General features: G+C 69.7%; 11 protein-coding genes and 1 pseudogene. 10 read left to right on the top strand and 2 right to left on the bottom strand.

The features are described 5' to 3' along the window. The 9 genes from JAO81_RS32575 to JAO81_RS32535 form a co-directional block, all read left to right on the top strand. The coding region (locus tag JAO81_RS32575; RefSeq protein ID WP_199551571.1) for a pantoate--beta-alanine ligase at window positions 1–289 on the top strand (289 nt) is incomplete at its 5' end. Continuing rightward, complete coding sequence (locus JAO81_RS32570) at window positions 286–2,010, top strand: L-aspartate oxidase (protein WP_199551570.1); 1,725 nt, start codon at window positions 286–288, stop codon at window positions 2,008–2,010. The genes JAO81_RS32575 and JAO81_RS32570, both read left to right, overlap by 4 nt. Next, window positions 2,007–2,981 carry a carboxylating nicotinate-nucleotide diphosphorylase gene (nadC, locus tag JAO81_RS32565; protein ID WP_199551569.1) on the top strand — a complete coding sequence of 325 codons (975 nt, stop codon included), beginning with the start codon at window positions 2,007–2,009 and terminating at the stop codon, window positions 2,979–2,981. The genes JAO81_RS32570 and nadC overlap by 4 nt, the downstream gene beginning before the upstream one ends. A 3-nt stretch (window positions 2,982–2,984) precedes the next feature. Further along, entirely contained in the window at window positions 2,985–3,782 is a 798-nt protein-coding gene (locus JAO81_RS32560; protein WP_165336134.1) for a type III pantothenate kinase, read from the top strand. A gap of 159 nt (window positions 3,783–3,941) precedes the next feature. Next, complete coding sequence (locus JAO81_RS32555; RefSeq protein ID WP_199551573.1) at window positions 3,942–4,508, top strand: hypothetical protein; 567 nt, start codon at window positions 3,942–3,944, stop codon at window positions 4,506–4,508. A 51-nt stretch (window positions 4,509–4,559) separates the two neighbouring features. Continuing rightward, window positions 4,560–4,751: a hypothetical protein gene (locus JAO81_RS32550; RefSeq protein ID WP_165336136.1), complete on the top strand. Its 192-nt coding sequence runs from the start codon at window positions 4,560–4,562 to the stop codon at window positions 4,749–4,751. 118 nt (window positions 4,752–4,869) lie between these two features. Continuing rightward, entirely contained in the window at window positions 4,870–5,268 is a 399-nt protein-coding gene (locus JAO81_RS32545; RefSeq protein WP_199551568.1) for a BlaI/MecI/CopY family transcriptional regulator, read from the top strand. 9 nt (window positions 5,269–5,277) lie between these two features. After that, window positions 5,278–5,817: an amino-acid N-acetyltransferase gene (locus JAO81_RS32540; RefSeq protein ID WP_199551567.1), complete on the top strand. Its 540-nt coding sequence runs from the start codon at window positions 5,278–5,280 to the stop codon at window positions 5,815–5,817. Between the two features lie 198 nt (window positions 5,818–6,015). Then, window positions 6,016–6,351: an Lsr2 family protein gene (locus tag JAO81_RS32535; RefSeq protein WP_199551566.1), complete on the top strand. Its 336-nt coding sequence runs from the start codon at window positions 6,016–6,018 to the stop codon at window positions 6,349–6,351. Here JAO81_RS32535 and JAO81_RS32530 read toward each other — a convergent pair. Beyond that, window positions 6,330–6,904, bottom strand: a pseudogene (locus JAO81_RS32530) (SCO3374 family protein). The gene JAO81_RS32535 and the pseudogene JAO81_RS32530 sit on opposite strands and share 22 nt — an antisense overlap. Before the next feature lie 442 nt (window positions 6,905–7,346). Between JAO81_RS32530 and JAO81_RS32525 the strand changes: the two are divergent. Continuing rightward, window positions 7,347–9,872, top strand: coding sequence for an ATP-dependent Clp protease ATP-binding subunit (locus tag JAO81_RS32525; RefSeq protein ID WP_165336140.1), 2,526 nt, complete (start codon window positions 7,347–7,349; stop codon window positions 9,870–9,872). 76 nt (window positions 9,873–9,948) lie between these two features. On the opposite strand, the gene JAO81_RS32520 is transcribed toward JAO81_RS32525, so the two are convergent. Further along, complete coding sequence (locus JAO81_RS32520; protein ID WP_199551565.1) at window positions 9,949–13,110, bottom strand: NACHT domain-containing protein; 3,162 nt, start codon at window positions 13,108–13,110, stop codon at window positions 9,949–9,951. Window positions 13,111–13,206: the final 96 nt, after the last annotated feature.

Genomic DNA, 13,206 nt, shown 5'->3' with positions numbered 1-13,206 from the left:
GGCGCTCGGCGCGCTCGGCGAGGCCCGCGCCGCCGCCGACGCGCACGCCGTCGCGCAGGCCCACACCGGCGGCCCGGCCGCGGTCCGCGCGGCCGCGCGCTGTGTGCTCGACGACGCGGCCAGGGCTCAACCGCCGCTCCTCCTGGACTACTTGGCCCTGGTCGACCCGTCCGACTTCACCGAGATCGCCGACGGTTTCACCGGCGAGGCGGTCCTCGCGGTCGCCGCGAAAGTCGGCACGACCCGTCTGATCGACAACATTCCGCTCACCTTCGGAGCCGCCGTATGAGCAGCCGGACCACATCGAAGACGGGCACGGGCATACGCCTGCACGCCCCCGCCCCCGGCTGGTCCATCGACGCCGACGTGGTCGTGGTCGGCTCGGGAGTCGCGGGCCTGACCGCCGCCCTGCGCTGCGCGGCGGCCGATCTGCGGACGGTCGTCGTCACCAAGGCCCGCCTCGACGACGGCTCCACGCGCTGGGCCCAGGGCGGCGTCGCCGCGGCGCTCGGCGACGGCGACACCCCCGAGCAGCACCTCGACGACACCCTGGTCGCGGGCGCGGGCCTGTGCGACGAGGACGCGGTGCGCATCCTGGTCACCGAAGGACCGGACGCGGTACGGAGGCTGATCGGCTCCGGCGCCCAGTTCGACACCGACCCGTCGAGCGGCGAGATCGAGCTCACCCGCGAGGGCGGCCACCACCGCCGCCGTATCGCCCATGCGGGAGGCGACGCAACGGGCGCCGAGATCTCCCGCGCGCTCAACGAGGCGGTACACGAAGCAGGCATCCGTACGATCGAGAACGCGCTGGTCCTCGACCTCCTGACCGACGCCGAGGGCCGTACGGCCGGGGTCTCGCTGCACGTCATGGGCGAGGGCCAGCACGACGGGGTCGGCGCGGTGCACGCCCGGGCCGTGGTGCTCGCGACCGGCGGCATGGGCCAGGTCTTCTCCGCGACCACCAACCCCTCGGTCTCCACCGGCGACGGTGTCGCGCTCGCCCTGCGCGCGGGCGCCGAGATCAGCGACGTCGAGTTCGTGCAGTTCCACCCCACCGTCCTCTTCCTCGGCGCGGACGCGGAGGGCCAGCAGCCGCTGGTCTCCGAGGCCGTACGAGGGGAGGGCGCCCATCTCGTCGACGCCGACGGGGTCCGTTTCATGGTCGGACAGCACGAGCTGGCCGAGCTCGCCCCGCGCGACATCGTCGCCAAGGGCATCACGCGCCGGATGCTGGAGCAGGGCGCCGATCACATGTACCTGGACGCTCGGCACTTCGGCGCCGAGATGTGGGAGCACCGCTTCCCGACCATCCTCGCCGCCTGCCGCGCCCACGGCATCGACCCGGTCACCGAGCCCATCCCGGTCGCGCCCGCCGCGCACTACGCCTCGGGCGGCGTGCGCACCGACAGCCGCGGCCGTACGACGGTCCCCGGTCTGTACGCCTGCGGCGAGGTCGCCTGCACCGGCGTGCACGGCGCCAACCGCCTGGCCTCCAACTCCCTGCTCGAAGGCCTGGTCTACGCCGAGCGCATCGCCGACGACATCACGGCCGAACTGCCCGCGGCCGGCGCCCCCGCCCCCGTACCGCACCCGGAAGTCCCGCAGTACCCGCTGCTGCCGGCCGAGGCGCGGCTCGCGATCCAGCGGATCATGACCGAGGGCGCGGGCGTCCTGCGCAGCGCGGAGTCGCTCGCCGAGGCCGCGGACCGGATCGAGGCGATCCACGCGGAGGCCCGCGGCGCGCTCGCCGAGCACGGCAAGACGGCCGAACCCGGCACCGACACCTGGGAGTCCACCAACCTCCTGTGCGTCGCCCGGGTCCTGGTCACCGCCGCCCGGCTGCGGGCGGAGACCCGCGGCTGCCACTGGCGCGAGGACCACGCCGACCGCGACGACGAGCAGTGGCGCAAGCACATCGTCGTCACCCTCAATCCGGACCGCACGCTCGCCGTGCACACCACCGACACCGCATACTTCCCTCCGACCCGAGCCCAGGAGCAGCAGTGAGCACCGACCTTCCCCTTGTCGACAACGCCGACGACGGCGGCTGCGGCGACGGCTGCGCCTGCGGTGACGAGACGGCCCTGGAGTGCGGTCTCGACCCCGCGCTGGCCGAGCTGCTCGCCGAGGCGGGCCTCGACCCCGTACTCGTAGAGGACATCGCGCACATGGCGCTCTCCGAGGACCTCGACGGCGGCGTGGACGTCACGTCCGTCGCCACGATCCCCGAAGACGCCGTCGCCACCGGCGACTTCACCGCCCGCGAGGCCGGCGTCGTCGCGGGTCTGCGCGTCGCCGAGGCCGTCCTGTCGATCGTCTGCGAGGAGGCCTTCGAGGTCGAGCGGCACGTCGAGGACGGCGCCCGCGTCGAGGCGGGCCAGAAGCTCCTGAGCGTCACGACCCGCACCCGCGACCTGCTCACGGGCGAGCGCAGCGCGCTCAACCTGCTGTGCCGCCTCTCCGGCATCGCGACCGCGACCCGCGCCTGGGCGGACGCCCTGGAGGGTACGAAGGCGAAGGTCCGCGACACCCGCAAGACCACCCCGGGCCTGCGCGCCCTGGAGAAGTACGCGGTCCGCTGCGGCGGCGGCGTCAATCACCGCATGTCGCTTTCGGACGCGGCCCTGGTCAAGGACAACCACGTGGTCGCGGCGGGCGGCGTCGCGGGGGCCTTCAAGGCCGTACGGGCACAGTTCCCGGACGTGCCCGTCGAGGTCGAGGTCGACACCCTCGACCAACTGCGCGAAGTCCTCGACGCGGGCGCCGACTTGATCCTCCTCGACAACTTCACCCCGGCCGGGACCGCCGAGGCCGTCGCCCTCACCCAGGGCCGCGCGCTGCTCGAATCCTCCGGCCGCCTCACCCTCGACACCGCCCGCGCCTACGCGGAGACCGGCGTCGACTACCTGGCCGTGGGCGGCCTCACCCATTCCTCGCCGATCCTGGACATCGGCCTCGACCTGCGCGAAGCGGTGTAAGGCATGCTTCTGACGATCGACGTAGGAAATACGCACACGGTCCTCGGCCTCTTCGACGGCGAGGAGATCGTCGAGCACTGGCGCATCTCCACCGACGCCCGCCGCACCGCCGACGAACTCGCCGTACTCCTCAACGGGTTGATGGGCATGCACCCGCTGCTCGGCGAGGAGCTCGGCGACGGTATCGACGGCATCGCGATCTGCTCCACGGTCCCGTCCGTCCTGCACGAGCTGCGCGAGGTCACCCGCCGCCACTACGGCGACGTACCGGCCGTACTCGTCGAGCCGGGCGTGAAGACGGGCGTCCCGATCCTCTTCGACAACCCGAAGGAGGTCGGCGCCGACCGCATCATCAACGCGGTGGCGGCCAACGAGCTGTACGGCGGCCCGGCGATCGTCGTCGACTTCGGCACCGCGACCACCTTCGACGCGGTCAGCGCACGCGGCGAGTACGTCGGCGGTGTGATCGCCCCCGGCATCGAGATCTCGGTCGAGGCTCTCGGCGTGAAGGCCGCCCAGCTTCGCAAGATCGAGCTCAACCGCCCGCGCAACGTCATCGGCAAGAACACCGTCGAGGCCATGCAGTCCGGCATCCTCTACGGCTTCGCGGGGCAGGTCGACGGCCTGGTCCACCGGATGGCCAAGGAACTCTCCGAGGACCCGGACGACGTCACGGTCATCGCCACCGGCGGCCTCGCCCCTCTGGTGCTCGCCGACTCCGCGGTGATCGACGAGCACGAGCCCTGGCTCACCCTGATCGGCCTGCGCCTCGTCTACGAGCGGAACGTGTCGCGCAGCTGACGTCGCCGCAGACTCACGCGGTCGGCGACACCGGTGGGCGCGGCGACACCGGTGGGCGCGCGGAACAGCAACGCGCCCACCAAAGAACCCATAAACCTTTTTTGTCGGATTAGTGCGTATCGTCGGCCCATGCCCACGCCATACGGATCCCGCGGCGGCATGGCGTTCAGCGCAGACGAGCTGCGTGTGCTCCGAGGCGCCCTCGCCATCGCCCTGAAGACCGACCACGCCGGCACCTCCGAGGCGCAGGACTGCCTGCGTCTCGCGGAGAGCCTCGACGAAGCGGTACGCGAGTCGGAGCGGCTGCGTGCCTTCCTCCTTGCCGATCTGGGCCGGTACCGCCAGGCGCTCCCCGGCTCCACCACCGGCTACCTCGAACTCCTCGCGGACGCCCTGGCCGCCGGGTACCGTCCCGTCCCCGACGACCTCGCCGCGCTGCGCGCGCTGCGCGGCAACCCGGCCGCGGCCGCGCTCCTCGACCGCTGCCGCACGCTCGCGGAGGCCTCCGTACGCGCCAAGCTCTCCGGCCGTACGGTCCCGGTCTCCCGCACCCATCTGCTCGCCCTGCCCGGCGGGCGCGCGGCCGACGAGCCCGCGAGCCGGCCGAACCGTCCGCAGCCGCAGCGCCCCGCACCCCCGCGCCCGGTGCCCACCCCGGCCGAGGTGTTCCCGCCCAAGCGCCGCCCGGCACCCGATCCCTCGCCGCAGAAGCGCGCGGCGGGCTGATAAACCGGGCCCCCGGCCGACACTCCTCATCCTCCTGGCTACGCTGGGGGCATGGACTACGTCTCCGCGCTCCTGCCCCCCGTAGTGATGGCCGTCTTCTTCGGTGCTGTCATCAGGACGATCGTGAAGACCCAGGGCGGCGACAAGAAGGCCAAGGAGGACGCCGCCGTGGACGCGGCCCTCGCCCGCGCCGAGGCCGCCCGTCAGACGGCTTCGCCCGTGCCCGGGGCCCCGAAGGCCTGAGCACCGCACCCCTTTCGCGTACGGCTTCGCGTACGGCTCGGAAATACTCGTCGAGCCGTACGCCCTTTTTGTGCCCGATGGGCAGGCCATAACGGGTATCTCCCACTATTGTGCTGATGTGCCTCGCCCCCTGGGAGAACTCGAAGACGCGGTCATGACGCGGGTGTGGAAGTGGAACCGCCCGGTGACCGTTCGAGAGGTTCTGGAAGATCTTCAGCAGGAACGGTCCATCGCGTACACAACCGTGATGACCGTTTTGGACAATCTCCATCAGAAGGGCTGGGTCCGCAGAGAAGCGGAAGGCCGCGCCTATCGATATGAGGCGGTCTCCACACGGGCCGCCTACGCGGCGGCTCTGATGAACGAAGCCTGGTCCCGAAGCGACAACCCCGCGGCCGCACTCGTCGCCTTCTTCGGCATGATGTCGCCGGAGCAGCGCGAAGCGCTCAGCGATGCGGTGCGCATGGTGGCGGGGCCGGACAACCCCCCGTCCGGTGAAGGCGGTCAAGGGCGATAGCGTCCGGACATGTCCGCTGCACTTCCCGAACGGCAGGCGCCGGCGAAAGCCGTCACGATCCGCCGTGCCCGTACCGCCGATGTCCCCGCAGTGCGTGAGCTCCTCGACTCCTACGTACGCCGCGGCATCCTCCTCGACAAAGCGACGGTGACGCTTTATGAGGACATCCAGGAGTTCTGGGTGGCAGAACGTGATGACAACGCGAAGGTCGTCGGCTGCGGCGCCCTGCATGTGATGTGGGAAGACCTCGCGGAAGTCCGCACCCTCGCGGTGAACGGTGACGTCAAGGGCGCGGGAGTGGGGCATCAACTCCTCGCGAAGTTGCTGCAGACCGCGCGCTGGCTCGGAGTGCGCCGGGTTTTCTGTCTCACCTTCGAAGTCGACTTCTTCGCGAAGCACGGTTTCGTGGAGATCGGCGAGACTCCGGTCGACGGTGATGTGTACAGCGAGCTGCTGCAGTCCGCGGACGAAGGTGTCGCGGAGTTCCTCGGTCTCGAACGAGTGAAACCGAACACCTTGGGCAACAGCCGGATGCTTCTGCACCTGTGATCGACGGCCCGAGGTTTTTCGGGCGCGGTAACTGAGCAGTGTTCCCACGGCCGCACTTGAAGCGGCTGCTATGTCCGAAACGCGCATGTTTCTAGGGCTCTTGAGCCCTCGCGTTCTCCCGGGGGTTTGTGTTTTCCCGGCAAAAGCGGTTTGCTTTCCGGCGTACTCCAAATGCAGTTATCGATGAAAGGAAATCCGGTGGCACAGAAGGTTCAGGTCCTTCTTGTCGACGACCTCGACGGCGGCGAGGCCGACGAGACCGTGACGTTCGCGCTGGACGGCAAGACGTACGAGATCGACCTCACCACCGCCAACGCGGACAAGCTCCGCGACGCCCTCGCACCGTTCGTGCAGGGTGGCCGTCGCACCGGTGGCCGGGCCTCGGGTGCGCGCGGCAAGGCGCGCGCCGCGACGGGCGGCAGCGAGGACACCGCCGCGATCCGCGCGTGGGCGAAGGAGAACGGCCACGACGTCAAGCCGCGCGGCCGCGTTCCCCAGGAGATCCGCGAGGCCTACCAGAAGGCCAACGGCTGAGTCGCGCTCAGCAGCCGGGCCCGGTGGCACTGAGTCGCCGCCGCGTCCACGAGGCGTACGAGATCGGGGCCCGCGTCCGCGCTGCCCCCGAGGGTGGTGAGGGCCGGCAGTGTCGGCTCCACCTCGCATCCCGGCTCGGGGGGCCGCAGCCATACGGCGGCTCCCCGCGGGCCCGGAAGTCCGGGCGGCAGCGGCGCGTCGATCGCTCCGCCCGCGCCCACGGCCCGCAGATCGAGGGCCAGCGCACCCCACTCCAGCCAGTCGAGGGCAGCCCGGGCAGCCCCCCCGCGCTGCCCGGGGCGACCAGGAACCGCGGGGTGTCCCCCTGGAGTGCCACCGGCCCCGTGCCCCGCGCTCCCAGTCGCCCGCACACCGCGTGGCCGGCCGCGGCCGGCAGCTCCAGTACGTCGAACCGCAGCCCCGTGCGCAGCCGCACCTGCGCCCCGGGCACGACGGCCCAGCCCAGCTCCTCCTCGTACCACCGCTGAATGCGGCTGCCCATGAGGGGGCGGCGGGGGAGCGGGACGCGCGGAGTCGCCGTGCTGGGGACCATGCCAGGAGCAACTCCCGGGAACCATCCAGGGTTACGCAGCGTTCCACGTCGTGTACGGAAGGTTCCCTCGGTGGGGTCGTCAAGGCCCTTGCGGGGGCGCAAGGGTGTTCGCCCGTAGCGGAGGGAACCGGGGTGCGCCGCATGGAGTGTCAGTGCCTGCGGGTAAGACATTCCTAGTGAGGAGGGGCGACACGCACCGCAGGTCCGTCTCCCGTTCGCCATCGGCGTACCGGTGAAAGGGGTAACTGCCTGGCCTGCGGGAACATCGTCTCGCACCATCGGGTTGGAGCAGTTGTCGGCTCTCGGGGCAGAAAAGCCCCCGAGGTTCTGGGCCGGGTGTCGGCAGTTGGAATGAGCGGTCCCCGCTTGCGGGACTAAGCTGCGGAAGGACAGGGAGGGGACCGACCCCTAACTGCCTGACCGCTCTGAGGAGCGATTAACGATGTTCGAGAGGTTCACCGACCGCGCGCGGCGGGTTGTCGTCCTGGCTCAGGAAGAAGCCCGGATGCTCAACCACAACTACATCGGCACCGAGCACATCCTCCTGGGCTTGATCCACGAGGGCGAGGGTGTCGCCGCAAAGGCCCTGGAGAGCCTCGGCATTTCGCTTGAGGCGGTCCGCCAGCAGGTTGAGGAGATCATCGGTCAGGGCCAGCAGGCTCCGTCCGGCCACATCCCCTTCACCCCCCGTGCCAAGAAGGTCCTGGAGCTCTCGCTCCGCGAGGCCCTTCAGCTGGGCCACAACTACATCGGCACGGAGCACATCCTGCTCGGCCTGATCCGTGAGGGCGAGGGCGTCGCCGCCCAGGTCCTGGTCAAGCTGGGTGCAGACCTCAACCGGGTGCGGCAGCAGGTCATCCAGCTGCTCTCCGGTTACCAGGGCAAGGAGACCGCCACCGCCGGCGGCCCCGCCGAGGGCACGCCCTCGACGTCCCTCGTCCTGGACCAGTTCGGCCGCAACCTCACGCAGGCCGCTCGCGAATCCAAGCTCGACCCGGTCATCGGGCGCGAGAAGGAGATCGAGCGCGTCATGCAGGTCCTGTCGCGCCGTACCAAGAACAACCCGGTCCTGATCGGTGAGCCCGGCGTCGGCAAGACCGCCGTCGTCGAGGGCCTCGCCCAGGCCATCGTCAAGGGCGAGGTGCCCGAGACCCTCAAGGACAAGCACCTCTACACCCTCGACCTCGGTGCGCTCGTCGCCGGTTCCCGCTACCGCGGTGACTTCGAGGAGCGCCTGAAGAAGGTCCTCAAGGAGATCCGCACCCGCGGCGACATCATCCTGTTCATCGACGAGCTCCACACCCTCGTGGGTGCGGGTGCCGCCGAGGGCGCGATCGACGCCGCCAGCATCCTCAAGCCGATGCTGGCCCGCGGTGAGCTGCAGACCATCGGTGCCACGACGCTCGACGAGTACCGCAAGTACCTGGAGAAGGACGCGGCCCTCGAGCGCCGCTTCCAGCCGATCCAGGTCGCGGAGCCGTCGCTGCCGCACACGATCGAGATCCTCAAGGGTCTGCGCGACCGGTACGAGGCCCACCACCGTGTGTCCATCACGGACGAGGCCCTCGTCCAGGCGGCCACGCTGGCCGACCGGTACATCTCGGACCGCTTCCTGCCGGACAAGGCGATCGACCTGATCGACGAGGCCGGCTCCCGGATGCGTATCCGCCGGATGACCGCGCCGCCGGACCTCCGCGAGTTCGACGAGAAGATCGCGGGCGTGCGCCGCGACAAGGAGTCCGCGATCGATTCGCAGGACTTCGAGAAGGCCGCCTCCCTGCGCGACAAGGAGAAGCAGCTCCTGGCTGCCAAGGCCAAGCGCGAGAAGGAGTGGAAGGCCGGCGACATGGACGTCGTCGCCGAGGTCGACGGCGAGCTGATCGCCGAGGTCCTCGCGACCGCCACCGGCATCCCGGTCTTCAAGCTGACCGAGGAGGAGTCCTCGCGTCTGCTGCGCATGGAGGACGAGCTGCACAAGCGCGTCATCGGCCAGACCGATGCCGTCAAGGCGCTCTCCAAGGCGATCCGTCGTACGCGTGCGGGCCTCAAGGACCCGAAGCGCCCCGGTGGTTCGTTCATCTTCGCCGGTCCGTCCGGTGTCGGTAAGACGGAGCTCTCGAAGGCTCTCGCCGAGTTCCTCTTCGGCGACGAGGACGCGATGATCTCCCTCGACATGTCGGAGTTCAGCGAGAAGCACACCGTCTCGCGGCTCTTCGGCTCGCCTCCCGGCTATGTCGGATACGAAGAGGGCGGCCAGCTGACCGAGAAGGTCCGCCGCAAGCCGTTCTCCGTCGTGCTCTTCGACGAGGTCGAGAAGGCCCACCCGGACATCTTCAACTCGCTTCTGCAGATCCTGGAGGACGGTCGCCTGACCGACTCCCAGGGCCGCGTCGTGGACTTCAAGAACACGGTCATCATCATGACGACCAACCTTGGAACCCGTGACATCTCCAAGGGCTTCAACCTTGGCTTCGCGGCGCAGGGCGACACGAAGACGAACTACGAGCGCATGAAGAACAAGGTCTCGGACGAGCTCAAGCAGCACTTCCGGCCCGAGTTCCTCAACCGTGTCGACGACGTCGTCGTCTTCCCGCAGCTCACGCAGGCCGACATCCTCAAGATCGTCGACCTGATGATCGACAAGGTGGACGAGCGCCTGAAGGACCGGGACATGGGCATCGAGCTCTCCCAGTCCGCCAAGGAGCTGCTCTCCAAGAAGGGTTACGACCCGGTTCTGGGAGCGCGTCCGCTGCGTCGCACGATCCAGCGCGAGGTCGAGGACAGTCTGTCGGAGAAGATCCTCTTCGGTGAGCTGCGCCCCGGTCACATCGTGGTCGTGGACACGGAGGGCGAGGGTGACGCGGCGACGTTCACTTTCCGCGGCGAGGAGAAGTCGGCTCTGCCGGACGTGCCGCCGATCGAGTCGGCGGCTGGTGGGTCGGGGCCCAACCTGACGAAGGACGCGTAAGCGGCCTGAGTGCGTGTACAAGAGGGCGGCCCCCGGAACTTCGGTTCCGGGGGCCGCCCTTTGGTGTGCCGTGCCGTCACCTTTGCCGGGCAGGGCGCGGGGTGAGGGTGAGGCTGATGCGGTCGGGGAGGGTGTCGCCGCCCTCGACCCTGAGCGTGTCCGTCACGTTCACTGTTTCCAGGCGGAGGCATTCCGCCAGGGGAGCCAAGTCGATTTCGGATGCGTTGATCACCGAGAGCGTGTCCAGGGCGGGGAACAGCCCGGCCAGTGGGCGGGTGTCCACGGCATCCCGCTCACTGCTGATGTAGACGTTGGTGACCCTTTCCAGGGTGATGTCACTCGACGCGAGGGAAAGCAGTTCGCGGCAGTTGAGGGTCAGGTAAGTCAGTTCGGGCAGTTGCGCCAGCACGCGCCAGTCCTTGGCGCCCAGGGGAGTTTCGAGATCCAGGCCCACCTGGTTGAGCCGGGGGAATTCGAGAAGTACGGAGAGGTCCGGCATGTCGACGGGCGGGAAGATGCCCTTCAAAGGGGCGTCCCGGGAGAGGTCGGCCAGATTGCGGGCGGCCGTGATGGTGCGGAGCGTCACGTGCTTCAGCGCCGTGAGGGTGCGCAACGGGCTGGTGTCGACGACCGGGGTCTGGGCGGCGAAAAGGCTTTCCAAGGGGAGTCCGCGCAACGCCTCCCATGACGAGACGGCCGGGCATCTATAGAGCGTGAGGGTGCGCAGATCGGGAAAGTGCCCGAGGAATTCCAGGCTGTCCAGGGCTGTGTTCGCGGCGAGCCGCAGACGCTGTACGGGCAGGTCCGCAAGGTGCTCCACGAGCTCGTCCGCGGTGAAGTCGCCGACGCAGTCCAGATAGTCGTGTCCGCCGAGGCGGCGGAGCGCCGTCAGTTCGGCCGTGGACCCGACGATGATCGGAATGTCCGGCTTGAAGCGCAGGCGGTCGATGATCTCGGTGGCATAGGCGTCGGTCTCGAATGCGGCCCAGAACTGGGCGAGTTGGAGCTGCACGGCGGGGTTGTCGCTGTCCCGGTACTTCACCATGCAGGGCAGGGCCGCGTCCGTGCCGATGAGGCCGGCGGTCTGAACGACGTACGGGGCGAGTGCCGGATCGGTCAGTTCGGCGGGGCCTGGCAGCAGCTCCAGGACGATCGGGCCGAGGTCGGCCAGCTCCCGGCATTCGTAGAAATTATGCGGAGGGATCAGGCGGGCCGCCCGCTCCTCTGTCTCCGTCCGTACCTGAGGATCCAGCTTCACTGCATGCTCCAGGCAGGCCATGGCCAGGAGATGGAGGCGGGTGCGGTGCTCGGGTTCCCGGTCGCCACGCTCCAGCAGACCACGCAGCAGCCGGGCTCGTTCTTCGGGCCGGGCGTGGGCGACGGCCATGCGCAGGACGTCCTCCCACTGGTCCAGGTGTGCCTGGCCGAGCAGCAGGTCGAAGTCCCGTTCCTCCACGGCGGCCCGTGCGCCCAAGTAGTCCTGGAACGTGCGGTGGACGAACTGGACGGAGTCGGCGGAGGGTTCGAGCAGCAGGCCCGAGCGGTCGAGCAGGTGGCGCAGCACCGTGGCCGAGGTGCCCTGCTCCGCGACGTACGGCATGGCAGGCAGCAGGCGCTCCAGCTGGGCGAGCGCGTCCGTCTTGTCCATCTCGGAACGCCCGTTGCGGATCAGCCAGTACGCGAGCTTCTGCAGGAGCTCGGTCTGGGATTCCTCGTCGAGCTCGAGGCCGGTGCCTGCCATATCGCGTTCGCGGTCCCGGCGTTCCAGGAGCATGGAGAGCGCGGCGTCGTAGAGGGCCTTGCGGCCGCGGGGCAGGAAGCCCCGGCGTTCGCGGTGCAGGGCGCAGATCAGCGCGCACATCAGGGGGTTGGTGGAGAGACGGCCCAGGTCCTGCTTGGTACGGATCGCATCCAGGAGGGCCGTGCCGAGCGCTGGATCCGCACCGGCCGCCTGGTGCCAGCGGTCGACGAAGACGGCGAGGTTCTCGCGGCCCATCGGGGCGAGCGTCAGCTCGGTGAAGTCCTCGGCGCCGAGCCAGTCCTCGCGTACGGCGGAAGGGCGGGAGGTCACGAGGCACAGGTTGTCGGGGTACGCGGAGAGCAGGTCGGTGAGCCAGCCGTGGGCGCGGACGCGTTCCTGCTCGGGGACTTCGTCCATGCCGTCGATCAGAAGCAGACCGCGGCCGGCCGCCAGCACGCGGTCCGCCCAGCCCGTCGGCTGGGCGCCGGTGAGCGGGGAGTTGACGGCCCGCAGGAAGTCGGCGGGCGGCGGCAGGTCCGCGCCCTTGCGGGTGAGGGTGCGCAGCGGCAGGACGAACGGCACGCGGCCGATGAGGTGGGCGAGTTCGCCGGTGAGCCGGTCCTGGTGGGCCGTGGTCACCGCGAGCCACTGGACGAGCGTCGTCTTGCCGGAGCCGGCGTGTCCGCGCAGCAGGATCCGGGTGTGGCCGGACAGGGCCTGTTCGGCGGGTTGGGCGACGGACGGGGTCCACTCGCCCATGAGGGCTTCGGCGCCGTCCATGGTCGCGAAGGCTGGCTCGCGAGTGGCCCGAAGGCTCAAGTAGGCGGTGTCCAACGGCCATTGGCGGCTCTCGGTGAGGTCGACACCGAAGATCGTGAGGCTGCTGTGCTTCTTGGCGATGTGGGCCGCGTACCGCTCCTCGAAGCCCGCGTCGGCCGCGGACTGGGAGCCGAGGCGCTCGATGAGGACGTCGGTGCGCTCGATCAGGTCCCGCAGCTGCCTGCTGTGCTCCACCAGCGTGCGGGCGACGAACGGGGAGCGTTGGGTGAAGAAGTGCAGGATATGGAGGCAAGCGCTGTCCAGGAGCCGCGCATAGAGGTCCTCCGCGGCCTGGCTGAGCCACCTGACGAGCTGGTCACCGCCCGCCGCGTCGTGCAGGCGCCGGGCCAGGGCCTGATGGCCGAGAGCTACGGCCTGTACGTCATCGAGGTCCAGGTCCCCCAACCCGCACAGCGTGCGTTCGAGGGCGTCGGCGACCGCATCGAGCTCGCCCGGGACGTGCCTCTCGCCCGTGCGCCGTACCAACTCCCGTACGAGACGCTTCATTTCCTTGGGGCCCAGCGTGCGCTGCTCCCCCTTGAAGCTGACCAGTGCCGACACCCGTACCGGCCTTTCGGTAAGACCCGCACCCGGCCCCGGCTGTGTGAAGAGTCTGCGGACCAGAGGCGCGACGAGGCTCGATGCGACACGGACCCATACTGTTCCGGGATCGACCATGGTCCGAGCGTACGGACAACGCGCCTGTGGCGACCGGGAGTTGGGGCAAGGAGAGCACGCAGCGCGAAGCCCCCGGCGACCAGGGGTCACCGGGGG

It is taken from the genome of Streptomyces sp. N35 (assembly GCF_016464295.1).
Lineage (GTDB): Bacteria > Actinomycetota > Actinomycetes > Streptomycetales > Streptomycetaceae > Streptomyces.
Note: the sequence above shows the minus strand (reverse complement) of the source record. Positions and strands in the feature narration are given on the sequence as shown.

Excerpts from the sequence above, each read along its gene's own strand:
- JAO81_RS32550 (WP_165336136.1), top strand. The coding sequence starts at position 4,560 with ATGGACTACGTCTCCGCGCTCCTGCCCCCCGTAGTGATGGCCGTCTTC.
- JAO81_RS32555 (WP_199551573.1), top strand. The coding sequence starts at position 3,942 with ATGGCGTTCAGCGCAGACGAGCTGCGTGTGCTCCGAGGCGCCCTCGCC.
- JAO81_RS32570 (WP_199551570.1), top strand. The coding sequence starts at position 286 with ATGAGCAGCCGGACCACATCGAAGACGGGCACGGGCATACGCCTGCAC.
- JAO81_RS32525 (WP_165336140.1), top strand. The coding sequence starts at position 7,347 with ATGTTCGAGAGGTTCACCGACCGCGCGCGGCGGGTTGTCGTCCTGGCT.
- JAO81_RS32540 (WP_199551567.1), top strand. The coding sequence starts at position 5,278 with ATGTCCGCTGCACTTCCCGAACGGCAGGCGCCGGCGAAAGCCGTCACG.
- JAO81_RS32560 (WP_165336134.1), top strand. The coding sequence starts at position 2,985 with ATGCTTCTGACGATCGACGTAGGAAATACGCACACGGTCCTCGGCCTC.
- JAO81_RS32520 (WP_199551565.1), bottom strand. The coding sequence starts at position 13,110 with ATGGTCGATCCCGGAACAGTATGGGTCCGTGTCGCATCGAGCCTCGTC.